Annotated in this window: 19 protein-coding genes; 11 read left to right on the top strand and 8 right to left on the bottom strand. The window is 63.4% G+C overall.

Going from position 1 to position 23,622, the window contains the following annotated elements; all coding sequences use genetic code 11:
• The first annotated feature begins 14 nt into the window (after nucleotides 1–14).
• The 3 genes from DOM32_RS08575 to DOM32_RS08565 all read left to right on the top strand — a co-directional run bounded on the left by DOM32_RS08575 (nucleotide 15) and on the right by DOM32_RS08565 (nucleotide 4,991).
• Nucleotides 15–761: a ParA family protein gene (locus tag DOM32_RS08575; RefSeq protein WP_110633255.1), complete on the top strand. Its 747-nt coding sequence runs from the start codon at nucleotides 15–17 to the stop codon at nucleotides 759–761.
• 85 nt (nucleotides 762–846) lie between these two features.
• The gene (locus tag DOM32_RS08570; RefSeq protein WP_110633253.1) at nucleotides 847–2,586 is read left to right on the top strand and encodes a VRR-NUC domain-containing protein; all 1,740 of its coding nucleotides are present in this window, start codon (nucleotides 847–849) and stop codon (nucleotides 2,584–2,586) included.
• The gene (locus tag DOM32_RS08565) at nucleotides 2,583–4,991 is read left to right on the top strand and encodes an ATP-dependent DNA helicase (RefSeq protein ID WP_244179857.1); all 2,409 of its coding nucleotides are present in this window, start codon (nucleotides 2,583–2,585) and stop codon (nucleotides 4,989–4,991) included. The genes DOM32_RS08570 and DOM32_RS08565 overlap by 4 nt, the downstream gene beginning before the upstream one ends.
• Before the next feature lie 365 nt (nucleotides 4,992–5,356).
• On the opposite strand, the gene DOM32_RS08560 is transcribed toward DOM32_RS08565, so the two are convergent.
• Together DOM32_RS08560 and DOM32_RS08555 are read right to left on the bottom strand one after the other, a co-directional pair.
• Nucleotides 5,357–7,012, bottom strand: coding sequence for a dihydroxyacetone kinase subunit DhaK (locus DOM32_RS08560; RefSeq protein ID WP_110633250.1), 1,656 nt, complete (start codon nucleotides 7,010–7,012; stop codon nucleotides 5,357–5,359).
• 101 nt (nucleotides 7,013–7,113) lie between these two features.
• Entirely contained in the window at nucleotides 7,114–8,412 is a 1,299-nt protein-coding gene (locus DOM32_RS08555) for an NAD(P)/FAD-dependent oxidoreductase (RefSeq protein ID WP_071230391.1), read from the bottom strand.
• A gap of 349 nt (nucleotides 8,413–8,761) precedes the next feature.
• Here DOM32_RS08555 and DOM32_RS08550 point away from each other — a divergent pair, with 349 nt between their 5' ends.
• The 3 genes from DOM32_RS08550 (at nucleotide 8,762) to DOM32_RS08540 (ending at nucleotide 11,917) form a co-directional block, all read left to right on the top strand.
• A complete protein-coding gene (locus DOM32_RS08550; protein ID WP_110633247.1) occupies nucleotides 8,762–9,427 on the top strand; it encodes a phosphoglycolate phosphatase in 666 nt (221 codons plus the stop codon).
• 227 nt (nucleotides 9,428–9,654) lie between these two features.
• Nucleotides 9,655–11,151, top strand: coding sequence for an anthranilate synthase component I (gene trpE / locus DOM32_RS08545; RefSeq protein ID WP_110633432.1), 1,497 nt, complete (start codon nucleotides 9,655–9,657; stop codon nucleotides 11,149–11,151).
• Between the two features lie 139 nt (nucleotides 11,152–11,290).
• Nucleotides 11,291–11,917, top strand: a complete 627-nt coding sequence (locus DOM32_RS08540; protein ID WP_157957043.1) for a TVP38/TMEM64 family protein — start codon at nucleotides 11,291–11,293, stop codon at nucleotides 11,915–11,917.
• A 65-nt stretch (nucleotides 11,918–11,982) separates the two neighbouring features.
• Here the strand turns inward: DOM32_RS08540 and argF are convergent, their stop codons facing one another.
• The gene (gene argF, locus DOM32_RS08535; RefSeq protein ID WP_087718728.1) at nucleotides 11,983–12,900 is read right to left on the bottom strand and encodes an ornithine carbamoyltransferase; all 918 of its coding nucleotides are present in this window, start codon (nucleotides 12,898–12,900) and stop codon (nucleotides 11,983–11,985) included.
• 411 nt (nucleotides 12,901–13,311) lie between these two features.
• On the opposite strand from argF, the gene grxD reads away from it, so the two are divergent.
• Nucleotides 13,312–13,656 carry a Grx4 family monothiol glutaredoxin gene (gene grxD, locus DOM32_RS08530; RefSeq protein WP_087718729.1) on the top strand — a complete coding sequence of 115 codons (345 nt, stop codon included), beginning with the start codon at nucleotides 13,312–13,314 and terminating at the stop codon, nucleotides 13,654–13,656.
• Between the two features lie 63 nt (nucleotides 13,657–13,719).
• Here the strand turns inward: grxD and rnt are convergent, their stop codons facing one another.
• Nucleotides 13,720–14,385, bottom strand: coding sequence for a ribonuclease T (gene rnt / locus DOM32_RS08525; protein ID WP_110633239.1), 666 nt, complete (start codon nucleotides 14,383–14,385; stop codon nucleotides 13,720–13,722).
• Between the two features lie 292 nt (nucleotides 14,386–14,677).
• Here rnt and DOM32_RS08520 point away from each other — a divergent pair, with 292 nt between their 5' ends.
• The 4 genes from DOM32_RS08520 (at nucleotide 14,678) to DOM32_RS08505 (ending at nucleotide 17,775) form a co-directional block, all read left to right on the top strand.
• Nucleotides 14,678–15,898, top strand: a complete 1,221-nt coding sequence (locus tag DOM32_RS08520) for an argininosuccinate synthase (protein ID WP_087718731.1) — start codon at nucleotides 14,678–14,680, stop codon at nucleotides 15,896–15,898.
• A 120-nt stretch (nucleotides 15,899–16,018) separates the two neighbouring features.
• Nucleotides 16,019–16,324, top strand: coding sequence for an HlyU family transcriptional regulator (locus DOM32_RS08515; RefSeq protein ID WP_110633236.1), 306 nt, complete (start codon nucleotides 16,019–16,021; stop codon nucleotides 16,322–16,324).
• A gap of 151 nt (nucleotides 16,325–16,475) precedes the next feature.
• A complete protein-coding gene (locus DOM32_RS08510; protein ID WP_110633234.1) occupies nucleotides 16,476–17,138 on the top strand; it encodes a glutathione S-transferase family protein in 663 nt (220 codons plus the stop codon).
• Nucleotides 17,139–17,250: 112 nt separating this feature from the next.
• The gene (locus DOM32_RS08505) at nucleotides 17,251–17,775 is read left to right on the top strand and encodes a DUF1161 domain-containing protein (RefSeq protein ID WP_208625341.1); all 525 of its coding nucleotides are present in this window, start codon (nucleotides 17,251–17,253) and stop codon (nucleotides 17,773–17,775) included.
• A gap of 59 nt (nucleotides 17,776–17,834) precedes the next feature.
• Here the strand turns inward: DOM32_RS08505 and nth are convergent, their stop codons facing one another.
• The 4 genes from nth to metG all read right to left on the bottom strand — a co-directional run bounded on the left by nth (nucleotide 17,835) and on the right by metG (nucleotide 23,445).
• Entirely contained in the window at nucleotides 17,835–18,473 is a 639-nt protein-coding gene (gene nth / locus DOM32_RS08500; protein WP_110633231.1) for an endonuclease III, read from the bottom strand.
• Nucleotides 18,470–19,477, bottom strand: a complete 1,008-nt coding sequence (locus DOM32_RS08495; RefSeq protein WP_110633228.1) for an RnfABCDGE type electron transport complex subunit B — start codon at nucleotides 19,475–19,477, stop codon at nucleotides 18,470–18,472. The genes nth and DOM32_RS08495 overlap by 4 nt, the downstream gene beginning before the upstream one ends.
• A gap of 54 nt (nucleotides 19,478–19,531) precedes the next feature.
• Nucleotides 19,532–21,136, bottom strand: coding sequence for a sensor domain-containing diguanylate cyclase (locus DOM32_RS08490; protein ID WP_110633217.1), 1,605 nt, complete (start codon nucleotides 21,134–21,136; stop codon nucleotides 19,532–19,534).
• A gap of 239 nt (nucleotides 21,137–21,375) precedes the next feature.
• Nucleotides 21,376–23,445, bottom strand: a complete 2,070-nt coding sequence (metG, locus tag DOM32_RS08485; protein WP_110633213.1) for a methionine--tRNA ligase — start codon at nucleotides 23,443–23,445, stop codon at nucleotides 21,376–21,378.
• Nucleotides 23,446–23,622 lie beyond the last annotated feature (177 nt).

Genomic DNA, 23,622 nt, shown 5'->3' with positions numbered 1-23,622 from the left:
GGAACACTTCGATCATGAAAGTGGTGGCACTGCACAATCTCAAAGGCGGCGTCGGCAAGAGCTCGGCGGCCGTCAACCTGGCCCGCGAAGCCAATCGCGATGGTTTGCCGGTGCTGCTGTGGGACCTCGATGCACAGGGCGCCTCGACCTGGATACTGGGGGGCGAGAACGGCTTGAGCCGCAAGGTCGGCAAGCTGCTGTCGGGCAAGTCGCCGCTGGGAGAGCAGGTTCAGCGCACGCCTTGGGAACGATTCGATCTGCTGCCGGCGGACATGGGCCTGCGCGAACTCGATCGTATCCTCGAAGACAAGGCAGAGGGCGGCAAGCATCTCAAGCGCCTGATCGCGCCGTTCAGCGAAGAGTACGCGCTGATGATCCTGGACTGCCCGCCGGGGCTTTCCATGCTGGCCGAACAGCTGATCCGCGCCGCCGATCGCATCCTGGTGCCGACCATTCCCAGTCCGCTGTCGATACAGGCATTTTCACGCATGCTGGCGCATCTCGATCTCAAGAAGCGCCAGCGCGAGCGCGTCTGCCCCTTTTTCAATCTGGTCGATCGGCGGCGCCGCCTGCACCGGGAGTGGATCGAATCGCCCCCGGACGCGATGGGGCGCACGCTGCACAGCTGGATCCCCTATTCCAGCGACGTCGAGCGAATGAGTCTCGAAAACCAACCGCTGGCGGACCTGGCGCCCCGTAGCCGGGCGACCCACGCGTATCGCCGTCTGTGGCAGGAACTCAAGGCCGAGCTGGACGAGTAGTGTCTCGACCCGTCACGGGGCTTCGAACGCTGTCGCGTCATCTGTATACTTACCCAGTATTTTTGAGTCCTACGCTGGGGAGCCCATGGCGCTGCCGACGCTCGAAGACCCGCTCTATTACCTTGCCAACTTCCGCCAAGTGCTCGACTGGCTGAGGTCCCGCTACGCGGACCTGCTGAGTCCCGACGAAGGCGCTTTCATCGCCGACTTCGAGCGCGTGCCGGAGCCTTCCCAGGCGTTGCTGGTGCGGATGGTCATGCGCAAGGGCATCGATTTCCGTGCCAGTCGCCTGGTCTACGCCGAGATCGGCGATAGCGTCGACGCTGCTGGGCCGCTGATCGAGTGCGGCTGGATCGAGGAAGATGTACCGCTGTCGCTGGAAGCGCTGTTTTCGCTGGCGACCCGGGCGGAGATCGGCGTCGACATGGGCGACGGGCTGTTGGCACTCGGCGTCGGCAGGAGCGCGGGCAAGGGTGTCTGGCTGGCGGCGTTGCAGGCGGCGTCGCCCGAACCCCGCCCGCTGGCCGAGTGGTTGCCGACGCTCGGGGATCGTCACTATCGGCTGACCGTCGACGCGATGTGCGAGCGCTTCCGGCTGATGTTCTTCGGCAACCTGCGTCAGCACTGGTCCGAATTCGTGCTCTCGGAACTCGGTGTCTATCGCTTCGAGCGCGTCGAACTGGACGCTTCTTCCCGCGCCTTCTCGCGCCGCGAGGAGCTGGAGGCCTACCATCATCTGCACCGCTGCCGGGAGCGCTTCGAGGCCGACGAGTCGCTGGAATCGCTGTTGCCCGACGTGCCTCGCGTGGCGTTCGACAACGACTGGCTGGAGCGTCGCAGAGGCCGGTTGATCTACAAGCTCGCCTACCGTCTCGAACGCCAGGGCGAACTTGGCCGGGCGCTGGATCTCTATCGGGATTGCTCGGCACCGGAAGCGCGGCTGCGACGAATTCGCGTGCTCGAGGCGCAGCAGGCAACGGCGGATGCGCTGGCGCTGGCCGAACGGGCGGAAGCCGCGCCCACCAATGCCGCGGAGAGCCAGGCGCTGGAGCGGGTGATACCGCGGCTGCGGCGCAAACTGGGACTGGCTTCAGGCAGGCGGACGAAGGCACCGGAACCACCGCGTGTCGATCTGGTGCTGCCGCGTTCGGCCAGCGTCGAACTGGCGGTGGCCCGGCACCTCTCCCGCGCCGAGGCGCCGGTCTGCTATATCGAGAACGTGCTCGTCAATGGGCTGTTCGGCCTGCTGTGCTGGGATGCGATCTTCGCGCCGCTGCCCGGCGCGTTCTTCCATCCGTTCCATAGCGGGCCGGTGGATCTGTTCGAGGCGGATTTTCGGACCCGTCGACGCGACCTCATCGAGGCATGCCTGGCTGCGCTCGAGCGGGGTGACCATGGCGAGATCATCCGTCGTCGCTACCGCGACAAGTGGGGCATCCAGTCACCGTTCGTGTTCTGGGAAGCGCTGGACGAGCGGGCGCTGGAACTGGCGCTGCACTGCATTCCGGCGCGCCATCTCCGGCTCTGGTTCGAGCGTCTGCTCGACGATGTTCGCGCCAATCGGGCCGGGATGCCGGATCTGATCCAGTTCTGGCCGGAAGGCGATGATGCTTCGCGAGGGGCGCGTGGCGCCGCCGAGCCGGCTTATCGAATGATCGAAGTGAAAGGGCCCGGAGACCGCCTGCAGGACAACCAGAAACGCTGGCTGCAGTTCTGTGCCCGTCACGACATGCCGGTCAGCGTCTGCTACGTCACCTGGGCGGCCTGTGACGGCGAGACGGTAGATGCGGGCGACGCTGACACCACGGCAGGAGCGCTTTCTTGAGCTATCGGATCGCTGTCCGTGCGCTGTGTGAATTCGCGGCCAAACGCGGCGATCTCGATCTGCGCTTCACGCCATCGCCTTCGGCACAGGAAGGTATCGCCGGCCATCAACTCGTCGGAGAGCGGCGGGGCGAGCGCTACGAACGCGAGCTCGCCTTGAATGGCACCTATCGCCACCTCGAGGTGCGCGGCCGCGCCGATGGCTACGATCCCGACGCCAATCGGCTGGAAGAGATAAAGACCCATCGCGGCGATCTTTCCCGCCAGCCGGCCAACCAGCGGGCGCTGCACTGGGCGCAGGCCAAGATGTATGGCCACCTGCTGTGCGCCGAACGCGGGCTGGATCAGTTGACGGTGACGCTCGTCTATTTCGATATCGTCAGCCAGCGCGAAACGCCATTGAGCGAGCGCTGTTCGGCCGAGGCGCTGCGCGCCGAGTTCGACGCTCATTGCCAGGCGTTTCTGGCCTGGGCGCAGCAGGAGCTGGCCCATCGGCGGCGGCGCGATCGCGCATTGCAGGCGCTGCGGTTTCCTTATGCCGGGTTTCGCGAGGGTCAGCGGCCGCTGGCGGAATCCGTCTACAAGGCGATTCATACCCGGCGCTGGCTGATGCTGCAGGCGCCTACCGGCATTGGCAAGACGCTAGGCACGCTGTTTCCGATGCTCAAGGCGATGCCGGGCGAGCCGCTGGACAAGATCTTCTTCCTGACGGCGCGTAATACCGGCCAGCGGCTCGCCCTCGACGCGCTGCGCACCCTGGGCGCCGTGCAGCGGCAACGCCAAAATCCGGAACCGGATCATCTCGAGCCGGACGATATCGGGTCGGGCGATATCGGGTCGGGCGATATCGGGTCGGGCGATGCCGAGCCGAACGATTCCAGGTCGGGCGATAGCCGATTGGGTGAAGTCCAGGCCGTCCCGCTGCGCGTGCTGACGCTCACGTCCCGCGACAAGAGTTGCGAGCATCCCGACAAGGCGTGTCACGGCGAATCCTGCCCGCTGGCGGCGGGTTTCTACGATCGCCTGCCCGCCGCGCGCAAGGCGGCGGTCGAACGCGGCTGGCTCGATCGCGCCGCCCTGCGGGAGACCGCGCTTGCCCACGAAATCTGCCCTTACTATCTGGGCCAGGAAATGGCGCGCTGGGCCGATGTCGTCATCGGCGACGTCAACTACTGGTTCGATTTCCACGCCATGCTTTACGCGCTGAGCCAGCAGCAGCAATGGCGGGTCGGTCTGCTCGTCGACGAGGCCCACAATCTGGTCGAACGCGGGCGCGGCATGTACAGCGCGACGCTCGATCACGCGGCGTTCCGGCGCCTGAAGCCGACCCTGCCTGCTCCGCTCAAGCGGCCATTCTCGCGGGTGGCGTCCGCGTGGCGTGCGCTGGCTAACGACAGCGAATCGGACTATCGGGTTCTGGAGACGCTGCCGGGCAAGCTGATCGGTGCGTTGCAGCAGGCCGTTTCACAGGTGGTCGAGTATCAGAGCGAACAGCCGATCGCGCTCGATAGCGAGCTGCAGCGCTTTGCTTTCGATGCCCAGCACTTCTGTCGGGTAGCCGATGTCTTCGGCGATCACTCGATCTGCGATGTGTCGCGGCAGGCGCCGCGGGGGCGGCAGCGCCTGGCTGGGGCCCGGGTGACGCTGCGCAACGTGGTGCCCGCGCCGTTCCTGACGCCGCGCTTTGCCGCCGCCCAGGGCGGTACGCTGTTTTCCGCCACGCTGGCGCCGGAAGCCTACTACCGTGATCTGCTGGGCGTGCCCGACGATGCGCCCTGGATGTCGCTGGCCTCGCCGTTTCGGGATTCGCAGCTCGAGGTTCGCATTGCCGCGCGGCTGTCGACGCGGTATGCCGATCGCGAGGCATCGCTGACACCGTTGGCGGATCGCATCGCCGTTCAGTTCCGAGCATGCCGCGGTAACTACCTGGCGTTCTTTTCCAGCTTCGCCTACCTAGAGCAGGTCGCCGACCGGCTGGCCGAGCGTCACCCCGAGATTCCGATCTGGCGTCAGGCATCGCGCATGGACGATGACGCCCGCGAGACGTTCCTGCGCCGGTTCGAGGCGAACGGGGAGGGGGTGGGGTTTGCCGTGCTGGGCGGCATTTTCGGCGAGGGTATCGATCTACCCGGCGACCGTTTGATCGGCGCGTTCGTCGCAACACTGGGATTGCCGCAGGTCAACCCGGTCAACGAGCAGATGCGAGCGCGGCTGCAGGCGCTTTACGGCCACGGCTACGATTACGCCTACTTCTTTCCCGGCATGCAGAAGGTAGTGCAGGCAGCGGGCCGGGTGATCCGATCCGGCACCGATGAAGGCGTCATCCACCTGCTGGACGATCGATTCGCGCGGCGCGAATCGCAGGCATTGCTGCCGGATTGGTGGCCCAAGCCGATCAAAGACTAGGTCTGAAAAGTGGAGAGGAGCCGAAGGGCTGCCTCCCTATTTGGCAAAGTGCCACATTCCGGCTTTTTCAGCTTACGACTGTTCCAGCACCGACGACCGTTCCGCTCCTGGTTGCGAGGGGGCTTAACGCTCGCCCCCTCGCGCTCCCCCTCTTGATTGACGCCGCTGGTCCGCGAAACCCTGAAAGACGATGGCCTGCGCTTCGGGTCGGCGCGCAAGGACATCCCTGTCCGGGCGCGCCTCTTGTGACATCCATGTCACAAGACCCGGCTTGCCCCTCGTCTTTCAGCGCGGCCCCGGAGGCGTCGAGGTGGCCGATTCAAGTGGACATGGCGTAGGCTTTTTCAGTAGCGCCCTCCTGCGATCTACGAGGCCGAATGGCTTAGTGCCTCGAACACTCTTGCCACGGCCTCGGCACCGGGGTCGACGATACCCTTGAGTGCGCTTTCCGGCACATAGGCTGAGCGGCCGGCGTTGGCTCGGGTCAGGCTGGCGGTGGCCTGGGCGCCGTCGCGAGCGGCCTGCGCAGCCTGGGCCAACGACTCGCCGCGCTGCAACGATTCGATGGCCGGGATCAGTGCATCGAGCATGGTGCGGTCGCCGGGCCTGGCACCGCCGTAGGCCTGCATTTTCTCCACGCCGGCGGCCAGCGCCTCGTCGAGTTTGCCGCGGCGATCCAGCGAGCCGGCGGCTGCGGTGAACAGGATCGATAGCAGCACGCCGCTGGAGCCGCCCATGTCCCTTGAGAGCAACTGGCCGACGCCCGCGAACAGTAGCGGTAGGGCGGCGGTGTTCAGGCGTTTGGCTTCGAGCGCTCTGGCGATCGAATCAGCGCCGCTTTGCATGCTGGCGCCGGCGTCGCCATCGCCGCTCCTGGCATCCAGAGCATCGAGTTCTTCACGTGCCTGGCGCAGGGTATCGATGATCCGCTCGAGCGTCGCGACGGTGTCGGCGTCCTGCGGCGCGTCGTCGGCCAGCGCTTCGTGATCCTGGCGGGTGTCCGGCGAGAAGTGCGGAGGCCTCTGCGTGGCGCGCAGTCCGGGCCAGCCTGGTGCCGTCGTCGGTGCCGACAACGCCGTGACGGTGTCGTCATCCGCCGGCAGCAGAGTGAGCGAAAAGCCGTGCATGTCCAGTGAGGTCATCAGCGGCGCCGGGCCAATCAGGTGCACGACCTGCTCGACGCCCAACTGGCGCAGCAGGCTGGCGGCCAGCACACCCATTTCCTGGGTGGAGCAGCTGCCCAGATCGTTGAGCATCGCGATCCAGGGGCCGGTGAGCTTGCGGTCGGACAGCGCGTTGCGCAGGGGATCCAGAACCAGGCTCATCGCCTCGTCGGCACTCTTCGGGTCGACCTGCCTCGTGCCGGTCTCGTTATGAATGCCCAGGCCCAGTTCCGGCGAGCGGTCGGCGGCGGGCTGGCCCGGCTGTGCCGCTGCGCTCAGCGCCATGCCCAGTGATCCCATGCGCCGACACAGCGCCTCGGCACGTTCGCGGATGGCATCGAGGGGTGTCTCCTGGCTCGCCAGGTAGCCGGCCAGCTTGTGGACCAGCACGGTGCCGGCGATGCCGCGCGGCTGCGGCGCGTTCTCGATGGCGATATCGTCGGCGACGATCACCATGGCGACATTCAGGCCCTCGCTGCGGGCACGCTCGGCGGCAAGGCCGAAATTGAGGCGGTCGCCGGTGTAGTTCTTGACCACCAGCAGGCAGCCGGCGTCGCCGCAGACTTCACGGATTGCCGCCAGCACCGCTTCGACGCTGGGCGACGCGAACAGGCTGCCGGAGATGGCGCCGGTCAACATGCCTTCGCCGATATAACCGGCGTGGGCCGGTTCATGGCCGGCGCCGCCGCCGGAGAGCACCGCGACCTGGCGGCGTCCCTGTTCCGTTCTGTCCCAATCCCGGCGGATCAGGATGCGCAGGCCGCTGTCCGGTTCGGCGATGCGCAGCGGGGCGGTCGCCGCCGTCGTCCGCAGAACCTCGTCGACGACATCGCCGGGGGCATTGTAGAAACGTTCCATGTGATCTCTCCGCTGACGTTTCGAATTCGCTGGCTATCGTATTTGATGGCGCTTCACGCTTGCTGGAACTTCGCGGTCACAGCGTTCAGTGCAACTGTTGCTCAGTGCAGCTTCATCTTCGGCCGCAGATAGCGGTTGAGGCCGTCGACGACGACGGTCATGCCGGTCTTGAAAATGCCGTGAATGGCCATCTGATGCATACGGTAGAGAGAAGCGTAGAACAGCTTGGCCAGCCTGCCCTCGATGAACAGGCTTCGCGCCGACGCGCCGCGCATGAGGCTGCCGACCGCCTCGAAGTGCGCCAGCGAGATCAGCGAGCCTCGATCGTGATAGACGAAAGGCTTCAGCGGTTTGCCATCCATGGCTGCACGCAGGTTGTGGTAGCAGTGCGTCGCCTGCTGATGCGCGGCCTGGGCGCGGGGAGGAACACGCTTGTCGTCGGGCTGGGGACAGGAGGCGCAGTCGCCGAAGGCGAAGATGCGCTCATCGTCCAGGCTCTGCAGTGTCTGGTTGACCTTGACCTGATGGTTGCGCTCGGTGGCCAGTCCCAGTTCCGACAGGAATTCGGGCGCCCGGATGCCCGCCGCCCAGACGCTTAGATCCGTCTCCAGCGGTTCGCCGTCCGCGGTGATGAAGCCGTTGGCGTTGGCTTCTGTCACGCGCGTATCGACATGGATCTTGACGCCGAGCCGTTCGAGCTCGCCGTGCACGGCGCGGCTGATGCGCTCGGGCAGGGCGGGCAGAATGCGCGGCGCGGCCTCGATCAGGTGCACCTCGAGCTTGCCGCTGTCCATGGCCGTGAAGCCGTAGCTGTGCAGCATGCGTGACGCGCCGAAGAGTTCGGCGGCCAGTTCGACGCCGGTCGCGCCCGCCCCGACCAGGCCGACGGTCAGCTTGGGATGCGTTCGGCGCTCCGGGTCGCTGTAGCGCAGGAAGGTATTGAGCATGTTGCGCCGGAAGCTCTCCGCCTGCTGCGGGCTGTCGATGAAGTGGCAGTGTCTGGCGACGCCGGGGGTGCCGAAGTCGTTGGAGACGCTGCCGACGGAAAGCACCAGGTAGTCATACTCGATCTGGCGCGCGGGCAGCACGACCGCATCGTCCTGGTCGTGGATCGGCTCGAGGGTAATGGTCCGGTTGTCGCGGTCGATGGCGCTCAGGGTGCCGCGCTGAAATCGGTAGCCGTGGCTCTTCGAGTGCCCCTGATAGGAGACCTCATCGAGCCCGGAGTCGAGGGTGCCGGTGGCGATCTCGTGCAGCAGCGGTTTCCAGATGTGGGTCGGGTTGCGGTCCACGAGGACGATGTCGGCACGCTGACGCTTGCCGAGCTTGCGACCCAGTCGGGTTGCCAGCTCGAGTCCGCCCGCGCCGCCACCGACCACGACGATACGTGGTGTGGTCATGGGAAACTCCAATGTGAGAATCAGAAGGGAAATGGTGAAAAGGAAGCGGGGAAAATCGGGGGCGTCGAAGCGAGTCACGGTACGGCAAGGCGGGGTCCTGAACGATCGCCAGGCCAGTGGCCGACATGAACGACATGAAACAGACGCAGCAATAGCCGAGCGGTGACGATATCGGGCTGTGGAACTGCGCATTCACGGAAGTCGGTACCCGTCGATTCGACGAAAGATGGAGTCAAGGATACGCCGATCACTGGCGCTTGGCATCCGCGGGTTGCGTAAACTTACCGGCTTTTGGGTAAGCTAAAGACCGTCATCCCGACGCTCCGGCGCTACAGACAAGGACGCATACATGCACGCTTTGCTCCAGGACATTCGTCTGGTGGCCTTCGATCTCGATGGCACATTGATCGACTCCGTCCCCGACCTCGCGGCAGCGGTGGACGCCATACTCATCGAGCTGGGCATGGTGGCGGTGGGCGAAGCGAAGGTTCGCGACTGGGTCGGGAACGGTTCCCGCAAGCTGGTCGAGCGGGCGCTGGAGAGCGTCCTCGAGCGAATGCCCGAAGCGGCGCTGCTGGAAGCGGCTCACGAATCTTTCCTGCGTCATTACCATGCCGCACCCTGCGAGCGGACCCGCGTGTATCCCGGCGTCCGGGAGGCGCTCGATGAGCTGGAAAGCCGCTCGATCATCTTGACGCTGATCACCAACAAGCCGGCGGCGTTCATCGATCCGATTCTCGAAGCGCTGGAACTGCGCCACTATTTCCGCGCGACGCTGGGCGGCGATTCGCTGTCGGAGAAGAAGCCTCATCCGGCGCCGCTGCTGCATTTGGCGGCGCGTTACGACATCGATCCCTCGCGGTGCCTGATGGTGGGGGATTCGCGGCATGACGTGGAAGCCGGAAAGCGCGCCGGCTTCCGCACGCTGGCCGTTCCCTACGGATACAATCACGGCGAGCCGGTGGCCTCGAGCGAACCGGATGGCGTGGTTGAATCGCTGGGGGAACTCGTTTAGGGTTTCCGGGACGGCGCCAGGGCGGTTATGGCGCCGGTTTCAGGCAGCTTCCCCGTTTCCCGTTACCCCTTTCGACCGAGCTTTGACATGCGACCGGATACCCAACGCCTTTTCAGCCTCTGCGTCTCGATGCGCCCGGTCAAGCGATGGCGATGGTGATTATCAGTCGTTACCGACGCAGCCGCTCTCACGATTGCTGATTTTCACTGCTGGAGCCCGGTCCCATGATGACCCCCGATCGCTTTGCCGAGCTGGCGCAAGCCGGCTACAACCGTATTCCGGTCACCCGCGAGGTGCTTGCCGATCTGGATACGCCGCTTTCCACCTACCTCAAGCTCGCTGACGCGCCCTGGACCTTTCTGCTCGAGTCGGTACAAGGCGGAGAGAAGTGGGGCCGCTATTCGATCATTGGCCTGCCAAGCCGGGAACGCATCGAAGTGCGCGGCTTCACCGTGCGCCATATTGTCGATGGGGAGCAGCAGGGCGCCAGCGAAGTCGAAGACCCGCTGGCGTGGATCGAGCGGTTCCAGTCTCGATTCAAGGTGCCGGATCTCGACGACCAGCCGCGCTTCGATGGCGGTCTCGTAGGCTACTTCGGCTACGACACCATCCGCTATATCGAGCCCAAGCTGCGTACCGCGCTGGCCGCCGAGAAACCCGATCCCATCGGCGTGCCGGACATCCTGCTGATGGTGTGCGACGATCTGGTCGTCTTCGACAACCTCTCCGGCCGCCTGCAGCTGTGGACCCACGCCGATCCGGAAACGCCGCACGCCTACGATAACGCCGTCGAGCGGCTCGAGACGCTGGAACTGAAGCTGCGCAGCGCGACTTTCAATACGCTGAGTCCGGGAACCGGGCGGGCGGATGTCGCCGAAGACGACTTTCATGCCAGCTTCAGTGAGCAGGGCTACAAGGACGCGGTCGCCAAGATCAAGGAGTACGTGCTATCGGGGGATGTCATGCAGTGCGTGCCTTCCCAGCGCATGTCGATCCCGTATCAGGCGCCGCCGCTGGATCTCTATCGTGCGCTGCGAAGTCTCAACCCGTCTCCCTACATGTTCTTCCTCAATCTCGAGGACCATCACGTGATCGGCTCCTCTCCGGAGATTCTGACCCGGCTGGAGGGCGGCGAGGTGACCGTGCGGCCGATCGCTGGCACGCGACCGCGTGGCGCGACGCCGGAGCAGGACAAGGCGCTGGAGGACGAGCTGCTGGCCGATCCCAAGGAGATCGCCGAGCATCTGATGCTCATCGACCTGGGGCGCAACGACATCGGTCGCATCAGCCAGGTCGGTACCGTCGAGCTCACCGACAAGATGGCGATCGAGCGCTATTCCCACGTCATGCATATCGTCTCCAATGTGACCGGCAAGCTGCGCGAGGGCATGTCGGCGATGGATGTGCTGCGCGCTACTTTCCCGGCGGGGACGCTCTCCGGGGCACCCAAGATCCGGGCGCTGGAGATCATCGACGAACTCGAACCGGTCAAGCGCGGCGTCTATTCCGGTGCGGTCGGGTATCTCTCCTGGCACGGCAACATGGACATGGCGATCGCGATTCGCACGGCGGTGCTGAAGGATGGCGAGCTCCACGTGCAGGCCGGCGGCGGCATCGTCGCCGACTCGGACCCCGACGACGAATGGCACGAGACGCTCAATAAGCGCCGGGCACTGTTCCGCGCCGTCGCCATGGCCGAAAAAGGGCTCGATAACCTGGAGTAGGCATCGGTTCGGCCGGGCTGTCATCACCCGGTCACGATGATCGGTTTAGATCGGGGGCATGCGACACGCTGCCCCCGATCGATTTCATGCCGACCCTATCCCACTGCCAAGGCGCGCTCGCCTGCGACGGCGGTGGGTCGTGTTCCTCACCCTGGCGTTGCTCGTTGCGGGTCTGGTTGGCTGGGGCGGCGTTCCGCGGGAAGCGCTCGAGACGCTGCATCCACTGGCGCTGTTGATCGCCATGGCGGGCTTGCCGGCGTTGGGAATCCCGATGACGCCTTTCTACATTCTTGCCGGGTTGCGCTTCGGCGTGCCGGGCGGGCTGTTGTTCTCGGCGGTGGCAACGCTGCTCAACCTGCTGCTCTGCTACGCGATCGCCAGCGGCCAACTGCGGCCGGTTCTCCGCGCCTCCATCGAACGACGTTTTCCGGCGCTGGCAGGGCTGGACGATGCGCGCCAGGATGCCTGGCGCGTCACGTTTCTGATCAAGCTCGTTCCCGGCGTGCCGATGTTTCTCAAGCATTACGCACTGGGGATTGCCGGCGTCCCGCTGTCGATCTACCTGGGCGTCGCCTTGTTGACCACCGGCCCTTACGGCGTGGCCTTCGTGGTGCTGGGGCAGTCCGCGCTGACCGGGAACGTAGGCCAGGCAATGGTCGCGGCCGGGCTACTGGCGCTCATCGTCACGGCAGTGAACATCGGGCTAGGCCGCCGGGCGCGGCGTCGGTCACATGGGAAGCCGTGTCTCGAAAGGCGGTTCGAGTAGGACGGAACGAAAAAGGCCGCGAACCTGTCTCGGATCGCGGCCCATTGCGCTTCGCCCGGCAATCGTCAGTCGACCTGGCCCAGCAGCAGGAATTCGATCAGTGCCTTCTGAGCGTGCAGCCGGTTGCCGGCTTCCTGCCAGACCACGGCGCGGGGATCGTCGAGCAGCGTCGTGCTGATCTCCTCGCCACGATGCGCCGGCAGGCAATGCAGGAAGATCGCCTCGTCCGAGGCCTGATCCAGCAGCGCTTCGGTGACCTGGAAGCCGGCGAAATCCCGTTCCCGCTTGGCCTGCTCTTCCTCCTGCCCCATCGAAGCCCAGACGTCCGTGGTCACCAGATCGGCGCCGCGGACCGCCTCGGCCGGGTCGCGTACGATGACGGCGTGCTCGCCAGCGGCGTCGAGAATGTCCTGACGCGGCTCGTAACCCGCGGGGCAGCAGATGCGCAGCTGGAAATCGAACTGGCGCGCGGCGTTGATCCACGAATGGCACATGTTGTTGCCGTCACCCACCCACACGGCGGTCTTGCCCTTGACCGGCCCGCGGCACTCGGTCCAGGTCATCACGTCGGCCAGCAGCTGGCAGGGGTGGTAGTCGTCGGTCAGGGCGTTGATCACCGGTACCGAGCTGGCAGCGGCGAACTCCTCGAGGCCGGCGTGGGAGAAGGTCCGGATCATTACTGCATCGACCATTTCCGACAGCACCCGGGCCGTGTCGCCGATCGGCTCGCCGCGCCCGAGCTGGGTATCTCGCGATGACAGAAACAGCGCATGGCCGCCGAACTGCGCCATCGCGGTCTCGAACGATACACGTGTTCGCGTCGAAGATTTCTCGAAGATCATCGCCAGCGTGCGATTGCTGAACGGCGTATAGGTCGGGCCGTTCGTCTTCAGACGGTTCTTGATCGTGATACCGCGCTGGATCAGGTAGTCGAGCTCGTCGGCGGAGAGATCCAGCAGGGTCAGAAAATGGCGTGCGCTCATGAGCGAGTTCCTGTCGTGGCTTGACGTTGAGACGTGGGCTTCAAGGCATGCGGCAATATCCAGGCGCGCCGCACGGCGAAATCGAGATCGTCGGCCGCAATCGCAAGCTATCCACGCGGTCGACTCGGAAAACAACGAAAAAAGCGCCGCGTCCCAAACGCCTGCGAAGGCGTCTGGCGAGACGGCGCCGTGATCGGCCCGTTATGCGTTTGCTACCGTCGTGGCCGATCCGTGCGAAAGCCAATCATCCTAACCAGCCCCCGCGGGCGGCGCAACGGCATGAGAGCAGCTTCACAAGGCAACGGGGGTGTTTTCAGCCGGTGTCATCAGTAGAATGGAGGCACGGTCATTCACACTCGCGTACACGCGAAGAGTCGACATCGGTCTTCTCTTCCCGCTATAGGACGTCTCATGAGCGATACCATCGAAGCGATCAAGCAGCAGATCAGTGACAACGCCATTCTGCTCTACATGAAAGGATCGCCCCAGTTGCCGCAGTGCGGTTTCTCGGCGCAAGCGGTTCAGGCGCTGATGGCCTGCGGCGAGAAGTTTGCATTCGTCAATATTCTGGATAACCCGGACATTCGCGCCGAGCTGCCGAAGTACGCCAGCTGGCCGACCTTCCCCCAGCTATGGATCGAAGGCGAGCTGGTCGGCGGCTGCGATATCATCGTCGAGATGTATCAGAATGGTGAGCTGGAGCCCATGGTCAAGGCGGCTGCAGCCAAGGCGGCCGAGACTTCCAGCGACAGCTGAGCCGGATTGCAGCATCGTCAATGAAACGCCTCGTCATAGACGGGGCGTTTTTCGTTCCGGCGTTCAGAGGTCGTCGAATCCCTGCTCCTTCATGGCGAGGTTCCAGCCGCCGAGATCCTTGAAGCGGTTGATGATGGCGCAGAAGAGTTCGGCCGTGCGTTCGGTGTCGTAGCTCGCCGAGTGCGCCGAGGAGTTGTCGAAGTCGATCCCGGCGGCCTGGCAAGCCCGCGCCAGCACGGTCTGCCCATACGCCAGTGCCGAGAGCGTGGCGGTGTCGAAACTGGAAAACGGGTGGAAGGGGTTGCGCTTGATGTTGCAGCGATTGATGGCGGCGTTGAGAAAGCCCTGGTCGAAGGAGGCATTGTGACCGACCAGGATCGCGCGCGTGCAGTCGTGGGACTTGATGGTCTTGCGAATCGGCTTGAAGATGCCGTCCAGGGCTTCGCGCTCGCTCACCGCAATCTGCTTGCGGAAGGCGCTGGATGGGTCGATGCCGGTAAAGTCCAGGGCCGACTGTTCGATATTGGCGCCTTCGAAGGGCTCGACATGGAAGGCAATCGTATCGAGCGGCAGCAGGTTGCCCTGTTCGTCCATCGTCAACGGCACGGCGGCGATTTCCAGTAAGGCATCCGTGGCCGAATTGAATCCGCCGGTCTCGATATCGATCACCACCGGGAGATACCCGCGAAAACGCTGCGCCATCAGCTCCCTCGTGCTGGCGTCCGACATGCAATGACTCCCGTTCCCTTGATGTAAGGATGATGAACTCGTGATGATTGGCGCCGGCTCGACAGGAGCGGATGCGCGCGGCGACCCGCGTCGTGATCGGATACCGCTCCGGGGCTGGCAACCGCGTAGAGTCTAGCAGTTTCGGCCATTGGCGTCCCGCCGCTTGGTGTTCGCGGCAGGCCCGGGGCGTTATAATCCATTTCATGTTTGGTCATAGACTGTGCCCGGTCGAAGACCGCCGTATGCCAACGAAACCTTGTCCATCAAGGCAATTTTGCTAAGGAGCTGTCGCATGTCCGATGTCAAGAAGGTCGTCCTCGCCTATTCCGGCGGCCTTGACACTTCCGTGATCGTGAAGTGGCTGCAGGAAACCTATGCTTGCGAAGTGGTTACCTTCACTGCCGATATCGGCCAGGGCGAAGAGGTCGAACCGGCGCGAGCCAAGGCGCAGGCACTCGGGGTCAAGGAGATCTACATCGAGGACCTGCGAGAAGAGTTCGTGCGTGACTACGTCTACCCGATGTTTCGCGCCAACACGATCTACGAGGGCGAGTATCTGCTGGGTACGTCCATCGCCCGGCCGTTGATCGCCAAGCGCCTGATCGAAATCGCCAACGAAACCGGCGCCGACGCCATTTCCCACGGTGCCACCGGCAAGGGCAACGATCAGGTTCGCTTCGAACTGGGCGCCTACGCGCTGAAGCCGGGCGTCAAGGTCATCGCCCCGTGGCGGGAGTGGGATCTCAACTCCCGCGAGAAGCTGATGGCCTACTGCGAGGAGAACGACATTCCGGTCGACTTCTCCAAGAGCAAGAAGAAGTCGCCGTACTCGATGGATGCCAACCTGCTGCACATCTCCTACGAGGGCGGCATTCTCGAGGATCCGTGGGCCGAAGCCGAAGAGGACATGTGGCGCTGGAGCGTGTCTCCGGAGGCCGCGCCGGACGAGCCGACCTACATCGAGCTCACCTACGAGAAGGGCGATATCGTCGCGATCGATGGCGAATCCCTCAAGCCTCACGAAGTCTTGGCCAAGCTCAACAAGCTGGGCGGCGACAACGGCATCGGCCGCCTCGACATCGTCGAGAACCGCTACGTGGGCATGAAGTCCCGCGGCTGCTACGAGACGCCGGGAGGCACCATCATGCTGCGCGCTCATCGGGCAATCGAGTCGATCACGCTGGATCGCGAAGCGGCACACCTGAAAGACGAGCTGATGCCGAAGTACGCCAAGACCATCTACAACGGCTACTGGTGGAGCCCGGAGCGTCGCATGCTGCAGGCCGCGATCGACGAGACGCAGACGTTCGTCAACGGTGTCGTGCGCATGAAGCTCTACAAGGGCAGCGCCGTAGTCGTGGGTCGTCAATCCGAGCAGTCGCTGTTCGACGAGTCGATCGCCACGTTCGAAGATGACGCCGGCGCCTACGACCAGAAAGATGCCGAAGGCTTCATCAAGCTCAACGCACTGCGCCTGCGCATTGCGGCGGGCAAGGGTCGCTCCGCCAACTGAGCATCAGCGGCCGCTGTTCTTTATGAGTTATCTCTATAGCTGTTCTTTATGAGTTATCTCTATAAGAGTCATACTCTACAAGAGCCATCCTCTGTAAGAGCGCGGCCGCAGGAGGAACGCATGCTGAAGAAGTTGTTTTCCGGATTGCTGGGCGGCGGTGATGCCAAGCCCGCTGCGCCGAAGAAAGAGCGGGAACCGGTCGAGTACAAGGGGTTCCTGATCGTCCCCGATCCTCAGGATGCCGGGGGGCAGCATCGGGTCAGCGGCTGGATACGTAAGCCTGTCGATGGCGGGGAAACACGGGAGCGTCGTTTCGAGCGTTCCGATGTGGTGCCCGGCGAGGACGCCTGTGTCGAACTGACGATCGCCAAGAGTCAGCGCTACATCGACGATGTCGGCGACGAAATGTTCGACCAGCAGCATTGAGAGCGATCGAAACGTTCTCGACGACGGCGCCATCACGGCGCCGCTTTTGCGCATGGCGATGTCAACGATAACTTCCTATGGTTAGTGGACCCCGGATCGAAAAGCGGGGGAGGATTGGAAGCGCTTGAATCGTCGGCAAGGAAGTCCGTTCATGATCACCGTGCATCATCTCGAAAACTCCCGCTCGCAGCGAATTCTCTGGTTGCTCGAAGAGCTGGGAATCGAGTATGAAATTCGAACGTATCGCCGGGATCCCGAAACTCTGTTGGCGCCCGCTGCGCTGAAGGAGGTCCATCCGTTGGGCAAGTCGCCGGTGATCACCGACGATGCCCATACGGTGGCGGAGTCCGGCGCGATCATCGAATATCTCGTCGCTCGCTACGATGGCGAAGCCCTGGTGCCGGATGCGGGGACACCAGAGCATCTGCGCTATATCCATTGGCTTCACTATGCCGAAGGCTCGGCGATGCCGCTGCTGGTGATGAAGCTGGTGTTCTCGAGACTCGGGAAGCCGCCGGTGCCCGCCATCCTTCGTCCGGTCGGCAAGTTGCTGGCCGATGGGGTTCATCGAAAATTTCTCGATCCGCAGCTTCGTCTGCATCTCGATTACTGGGAAAGTGAACTGCGACAGACTGCCTGGTTCGCGGGGAACGACTTCAGCGCGGCGGACATTCAGATGAGCTTTCCGCTACTGGCCGCGGAAAGCCGTGCCGATTTGTCGCATTATCCCAACATCCGGAAAGTGCTACAGAATATGCGCGATCGCCCGGCCTATCGGCGCGCGATCGAGAAGGGAGGGGAGTTCCGGTTGTGAGGTGTCTCGGTAGCGGATTATCGAGGCGGGTCACGCGTGGCTTGGTATCGCTCGCGCGAGAATTGGCAAGACGGCTCGCCAATCTCGCGACGCAATGGGTTGAGGAGTTTCTATGCATGTCTGTCGCTGGAAAATGGCTGTGGTGGCGGGTTTGGGTAGTGTCGGTCTGGCATCGTCTCTGGCCTGGGCGCAGACCCAGCCGGGGGATTCCCCGTTCGATGAGCAGCCGGAGACTCGCCTGGCCTGCGAGCGTCTGAAGGCGCAGATCGATCAGACGATCCGGGATAATGGTGCACGGCATTTTCTGCTCGAGATCGTCGATAATGCCCAGGTGGAAAACGATATCGTCAAGGAAGGCGAACGCTTTGCCGGTGCCGAAGTCGTGGGAAGCTGTGACGGCGGCACACGTAAAGTCGTCTACAGCCGCGACGGCGCGACGGAAATGCGTGCCGAGACACCGCAAGAGAAAACATCGGCATCCGGCCATGCCAATGCATCAAACGGCGCTGACGGGAGCGACGGCAGTCATTTGCCGGCAACCGCGCCCGCCGCGCCGGAATCCAGCGGTGAAGAGGCGGTACCGACGCGGGAACGGATGGATGAAGAGACCGCGCAGGAGCCCGAATCCAGCCCCTGATCGCCTGCTGACTTCCTGCTTCCTGAGTGCCCGATCGTTATCGTCTGATCTGACCCCTGTCAGGCGATATCGATCTTGTCGGGGTATTCACAGAGATCCTCGATCACGCAGCTCCCGCAACGCGGCTTGCGTGCCAGGCAAGTATAGCGCCCGTGCAGAATGAGCCAGTGATGGGCGTCCTTCAGATAGTCGCGAGGCACGAAGCGCATCAGCTTCTGTTCGACTTCCAGCACGTTCTTGCCCTTGGCGATCCGCGTCCGGTTGGCGACGCGAAAGATATGCGTATCGACCGCCATGGTCAGCTCGCCGAACGCCGTGTTCAGAATGACGTTGGCGGTCTTGCGGCCGACGCCGGGGAGCGCTTCCAGCCCTTCCCGCGTGCGTGGAATGTCCCCGTCGTACTGCTCGACCAGGATATGGCAGGTCTTCATCAGGTTCTCGGCCTTGGTGTTGTAGAGGCCGATGGTCTTGATGTGATCTTTCAGCCCGTCGATACCGAGATCGATGATCGCCTGCGGCGTATTCGCCACCGGAAACAACTTCGCCGTCGCCTTGTTGACGCCCACATCCGTCGCCTGCGCCGACAGCAATACCGCTGCCAGCAGCTCGAAAGGCGTCGACCAGTTCAGTTCGGTGGTCGGATTCGGATTGTTGGCCTTGAGGCGGGCAAAAATCTGTTCTCGCTTGGTGGCGTTCATGGCGTCGTTCCGTGATCGTCGCCAGCGCTGTCGGCAGGCGAAGTGGCCGGGGATTGGTTGGCAAGGGAAAGAAGCCGCTCCGCCTCATGAATCTTGTCCTGCGCCTGCGCGACGCCGGCCTGATCATTTTGACGCTGGAAATGGGCGAGTTCCTGGCGCGCCTTGCGCATCGCCTGTTCTGCCGCTGCCACTGCAATATGCCGATGAGCGGGAACGGTGCTCTCGCGAGACGATGACGTCGGCTCGAGCTGGCGATCGATGGCAGCGAGCTGGTCGTCGAATCCGGCCAGACGCTCGAGGAGGGCCGGGCGCTGGGCTTCGTCGGCCTTGTCCGACTGCCGCTGCAGGCGCTTCCGGCGAGCCGTGAGCGTCGCTCTCTGTGCTTTCAGTGCCGTGACGTCGATCGCCGCGGGCTGCGATTGCGCTTCGGTCGGGGCTTCGGCCGGTGCGCGCGCCGCGGCGGCACGGCGCTCCCGCTTGCGGCGCTTCTCTTCGGCCTTGACTGCCAGCCGGCGCTTGCGCGTCTCGAAGCGTTGGCGGCCGTTCTCGGCGCGCCAGTCGAGATAACGCTGCTGCTCGATCTCGCTTTCGGCCCCGGCCCACTGCGGGTGCTCGACGAGATCGATACAGTCGACCGGACAGGGCGCAACGCAGAGCTCGCAGCCGGTGCACTCGGATTCGATCACCGTGTGCATCTGTTTGGCGGCGCCGAGTATGGCGTCGACGGGACAGACCTGGATGCACTTGGTGCAGCCGATGCATTCGGCTTCGCGGATGACGGCGAGTAGCGGGGTCTGCGCGGGCTCGATCAGTTCGAGGGGTGGTTGGCCGGTCAGCTTCGCCAGCCGATCGCGGGTGGTCTCGCCGCCGGGCGGGCAGCGATTGATCGCCTCGCCCTCGACGATTGCTTCTGCGTAGGGGCGGCAGCCATCATGGCCACACTTGCCGCACTGGGTCTGCGGCAATTCGGCATCGATGCGTTCGGCGGTAATCGTGGTGGCCATGTTGTTTCCGAAACGTCGGGACAAGCGGTGGCTCCCGGTTCAAAGAGGCCGGCATTATAAACGCTCCTCCGCATGGCTTCGAGAAGCCTTTCCGAGATCGCATTCGATCCGGTTGCGGCCTCGCTGTTTGGCGCGGTAGAGCGCGGCATCGCATCGTGCCATCAGTGTCGTCGGAGAGAGCTCGTCGATGGCGCAGATCGCCGCGCCCACGCTGACCGTGACAATGCCCAGACGGGCCTTGTGGTTCGGCAGTTTCATCTGCGCGACCGCTCTGCACAGGGCGCCAGCAAGCTGCTCGACGCGGCTGGCCGAGGTGCCCGGCAGAATGACGGCGAACTCTTCGCCGCCGACGCGGGCAAGAAGCGACCGATCGATCGCCAACTGCTGCACGGTTTGCTGGAGACACTTGGCCAGGCGGGTCAGGCAAAGGTCGCCTGCCGGATGACCGTAGAAATCGTTGTAGTTCTTGAAGTAGTCGATATCGAGCAGGATGCCGGCGACCGGCACGGGCGGCTGCGACGCGTCCATCAGGTCATTCAGTCGTTCATCGAACAATCGTCGATTGGCCAGCCCTGTCAAATGGTCCGTCTGTGACAGGTTGAGCAGTTGGGTCGTCCGATGCCGCTGATGCTGGATCAGGTGCAGGAATTCACGCGACAGCGCGCCGATTTCATCCTGGCGATGCAGAAGCCGTTCCGGCAGTTCGGCCTGTATGGAATCCTGCTTGGCCCGTTGGGTAAAGGTCGCGAGCTGGCGGAGCGGGTGCAGTACCACCACCTCGAGCAGCAACAGCACCAGGACGATCACCGTCAGTAACAGGCCGGCCGTCCACCACTGCGCGTAACGCACGGTAGCCATGCGCTCCAGAAAGGCATCTCGCGGCAAATAGGTGCTCAGCAGGGTGGGCGCGTCTCGAGGGTTGAGCGATAGCGTTTTCGCGACGTGGATGCGCCCATCCCCGGTTGGGGTGATTTGCAGTTCGGTTGGCACCTCGGAGGGCGATAGGGGCTGGACATCGACTTCCCGACCCGTTTGCGCCGCCATTTGCGCCTGCCATTTGTCATCGAGAAACTGGATCTGGACGAGCCAGCCCTGCATCGGGCCACTCTCGTCCGTGCGGAAAATAGGATGAATGGCCGCGTAATACAGCCGTTTCCCCTGGCGCTCCAGATGCGTGCTGGCGGGCTGATTTGTCGGTCCGAGCAGTGGCCTCAGCTTGTCGGCATAGGGTTTTGCCCAGGCGCAGTCGCCGCTTTGGCCGGGACAGGAGCCGTATCGATCGCTGGCCGGGTCGATGCCGGCGACCCAGTGAAGATTGGCTTGCCGGTCGAAGAACAGCATGAATTGATAATCGAGATCCTCGAACATGTTGCGGCTGAAGTTGGAGGCCGCGTAACCGTTGTCGTTTCCCTGGATGAAGGCATAAGTGTCGTCCCACGTTGCCCAATCCTTGGCACTCAACAGCAAGGTCTGTATTTCCCGTCCGATTGTATGTTCGAGCCTGTCGAGCTCGTTGATCGACTGCTCGCGTTCTTCCCGAATCATGCTGGGATACACGATGAGACTGCCGATGACGACGAGTGCCAGCACCGCGGCGATCAGCAGAGCCATGAGGCTGATCAGAAAGCGACCGCGCAGCGAGAAGAAGGCTGATCTCATAATGTAGATGACCTGTTCAGCACGCCGGTTATGGAACTGGCGCCAAGGATGGGAAAGCTAATCTTTCTTAATATCGGCTTCTCCTTGTATTGTCTTGAACAGATAAATAAAAGTTCCTGCGAGTTTTGACTCGCTCCTCGCCTGAATAAATACCCCGGCAGTATTTCGGGGCGATTTATCTGCTCAAACAAAAAACGCGCGGCCTGGCCGCGCGTTGGTAAGAGTCCCGATTTTCGGGGTCAGGTCACGCGCTGGCCCGGCTTGGCGCCGCTGTCGGGAGAGAGCAGATAAATACCGTCTTCGTCGCCGGCAGCCAGCACCATTCCCTCCGATACGCCGAAACGCATCTTGCGCGGTGCGAGATTGGCGACCATGACGGTGAGACGGCCCTCGAGTGCCTCGGGGGCGTAGGCCTTGCGGATGCCGGAAAAGACGGTGCGCGTCTCGCCGCCGAGATCGAGCGTCAGCTTGAGCAGCTTGTTGGAACCCTCGACGTACTCGGCCTGGTCGATCCGGGCGATCCGCAGATTGACCTTGATGAAATCGTCGAAGTTGATCTCGTCACTGATGGGATCATCGACCAGTGGCGTGTTCCGGTCGTCATCGGCGGCGTTGGAGGACGCCTTGCCGGTCAGTTTCTTCTCTTCCTCGAGCACTTCCTTCGAGGCCTCGATCATCGACTCGATCCGGTCACTCTCGACGCGGGTCATCAGCGGCTTGAACTTGCCGATGACATGGCCTTCCAGCACGTGCTGGCGGCTCTCCCAGTCGAGGCTGTCGACCTGCAGGAAGACACGCGCCTGCTCGGCCATGGCCGGCACCACCGGCTGCAGATAGATCATCAGAGTGCGGAACAGGTTGATGCCCACCGAGCAGATGTCGATCACTTCCTGCTCGCGACCACCTTCCTTCGCCAGCACCCACGGCGCCTTGTCGGCGATGTAGGTGTTGGCCTCGTCGGCGAGTTCCATCACCTTGCGCATGGCGCGGCCGAACTCGCGAGCCTCGAAGTCGGCCGCGATCTCGTCACCGGCGTAGATGAATTTCGCAATCAGCTCCGGCTCGGCGCAGGTAGCGGAGAGCTGTCCATCGGCGAGCTTCTTGATGAAGCCGGCGCAGCGGCTGGCGATGTTGACCACCTTGCCGACCAGGTCCGAATTCACGCGGGCGGCGAAGTCCTCGAGGTTGAGATCGAGATCGTCGACGCGCGAGGTCAGCTTGGCGGCGAAGTAGTAGCGCAGATACTCCGGATTGAGATACTCGGCGTAGGTCTGCGCCTTGATGAAGGTGCCGCGGGACTTGGACATCTTGGCGCCGTTGACAGTGACGAAGCCGTGGCAGTTGACGCCGGTCGGCGTGCGCATGTTGGCGCCTTCGAGCATCGCCGGCCAGAACAGCGCGTGGAAGTAGACGATGTCCTTGCCGATGAAGTGGTAGACCTCGGCGGTGGAGTCGGCTTTCCAGTAGCTGTCGAAATCGAGGCCTTCGCGGTCGCAGAGGTTCTGGAAGCTCGCCAGATAGCCGATCGGCGCGTCCAGCCAGACATAGAAGTACTTGCCCGGCGCGTCGGGAATCTCGAAGCCGAAGTAGGGCGCATCGCGGGAGATGTCCCACTCGTTGAGACCGGCCTCGAACCACTCCTGCAGCTTGTTGGCGATCTGCGGCTGCACGCGGCCCGAGCGTGTCCACTGTTTCAGGAAGTCTTCGAAATCGGGCAGTTTGAAGAAGTAGTGGGTCGAGGTCCGCACTTCCGGCGTGGCGCCGCTGATCGCCGAGACCGGGTTGATCAGTTCCGCCGGCGTGTAGGTCGCGCCACACGCTTCGCAATTGTCGCCGTACTGATCCTCGCTGCCGCACTTGGGGCAGGTACCCTTGATGAAGCGGTCGGCCAGGAACAGCCCTTTGACCGGATCGTACATCTGCTCGATGTCGCGGGTGCTGATGTGGCCGGCATCGCGCAGCGCGGTGTAGATGCGCTCGCTGTGGATTCGGTTCTCTTCCGAATGGGTCGAGTGGTAATTGTCGAACGCGACGCCGAAACGGGCGAAATCCGCCTGATGCTCTTCGCTGACCTTGCTGATCAACTGCTCGGACGTAATACCTTCCTGCTCGGCGCGCAGCATGATCGCGGTGCCGTGAGCGTCGTCCGCGCAGACGTAATGACATTCGTGGCCGCGACTTTTCTGGAAGCGCACCCAGATATCGGTCTGGATATACTCCAGCAGATGGCCCAGGTGGATCGAGCCGTTGGCATAAGGCAGAGCGCTGGTGACGAGGATCTGGCGCGAGAGCGAGGCGTTGTTCGACATGGCGACTGGAACATTCCCGTAACGGAACCCGAGGCGGCCTGGTATCGATGGCCCCACGGGATGGATAGGCTGAAAACGTTCGACACTGGGTCGACGATGAAACTTGGTCGACGATTGTAGCATCGCTGGGCTGGATTCGCGCTGATGCGTCGGCGTAAGCCAGGATAAGCGCATCAT

The sequence above is a fragment of the Salinicola salarius genome (assembly GCF_003206135.1).
GTDB classification, from domain to species: domain Bacteria; phylum Pseudomonadota; class Gammaproteobacteria; order Pseudomonadales; family Halomonadaceae; genus Salinicola; species Salinicola salarius.
The sequence above is the reverse complement of the archived record's forward strand: the minus strand, read 5'-3'. Positions and strand labels throughout refer to the sequence as shown.

What these genes read in the sequence shown, in the direction of transcription:
- DOM32_RS08560 (WP_110633250.1), bottom strand. Translation starts at nt 7,012, where the DNA reads ATGGAACGTTTCTACAATGCCCCCGGCGATGTCGTCGACGAGGTTCTG.
- DOM32_RS08555 (WP_071230391.1), bottom strand. Translation starts at nt 8,412, where the DNA reads ATGACCACACCACGTATCGTCGTGGTCGGTGGCGGCGCGGGCGGACTC.
- DOM32_RS08575 (WP_110633255.1), top strand. Translation starts at nt 15, where the DNA reads ATGAAAGTGGTGGCACTGCACAATCTCAAAGGCGGCGTCGGCAAGAGC.
- DOM32_RS08520 (WP_087718731.1), top strand. Translation starts at nt 14,678, where the DNA reads ATGTCCGATGTCAAGAAGGTCGTCCTCGCCTATTCCGGCGGCCTTGAC.
- DOM32_RS08550 (WP_110633247.1), top strand. Translation starts at nt 8,762, where the DNA reads ATGCACGCTTTGCTCCAGGACATTCGTCTGGTGGCCTTCGATCTCGAT.
- DOM32_RS08570 (WP_110633253.1), top strand. Translation starts at nt 847, where the DNA reads ATGGCGCTGCCGACGCTCGAAGACCCGCTCTATTACCTTGCCAACTTC.
- metG (WP_110633213.1), bottom strand. Translation starts at nt 23,445, where the DNA reads ATGTCGAACAACGCCTCGCTCTCGCGCCAGATCCTCGTCACCAGCGCT.
- DOM32_RS08490 (WP_110633217.1), bottom strand. Translation starts at nt 21,136, where the DNA reads ATGAGATCAGCCTTCTTCTCGCTGCGCGGTCGCTTTCTGATCAGCCTC.
- DOM32_RS08510 (WP_110633234.1), top strand. Translation starts at nt 16,476, where the DNA reads ATGATCACCGTGCATCATCTCGAAAACTCCCGCTCGCAGCGAATTCTC.
- grxD (WP_087718729.1), top strand. Translation starts at nt 13,312, where the DNA reads ATGAGCGATACCATCGAAGCGATCAAGCAGCAGATCAGTGACAACGCC.
- DOM32_RS08505 (WP_208625341.1), top strand. Translation starts at nt 17,251, where the DNA reads ATGCATGTCTGTCGCTGGAAAATGGCTGTGGTGGCGGGTTTGGGTAGT.
- nth (WP_110633231.1), bottom strand. Translation starts at nt 18,473, where the DNA reads ATGAACGCCACCAAGCGAGAACAGATTTTTGCCCGCCTCAAGGCCAAC.
- argF (WP_087718728.1), bottom strand. Translation starts at nt 12,900, where the DNA reads ATGAGCGCACGCCATTTTCTGACCCTGCTGGATCTCTCCGCCGACGAG.
- DOM32_RS08515 (WP_110633236.1), top strand. Translation starts at nt 16,019, where the DNA reads ATGCTGAAGAAGTTGTTTTCCGGATTGCTGGGCGGCGGTGATGCCAAG.
- rnt (WP_110633239.1), bottom strand. Translation starts at nt 14,385, where the DNA reads ATGTCGGACGCCAGCACGAGGGAGCTGATGGCGCAGCGTTTTCGCGGG.
- trpE (WP_110633432.1), top strand. Translation starts at nt 9,655, where the DNA reads ATGACCCCCGATCGCTTTGCCGAGCTGGCGCAAGCCGGCTACAACCGT.
- DOM32_RS08495 (WP_110633228.1), bottom strand. Translation starts at nt 19,477, where the DNA reads ATGGCCACCACGATTACCGCCGAACGCATCGATGCCGAATTGCCGCAG.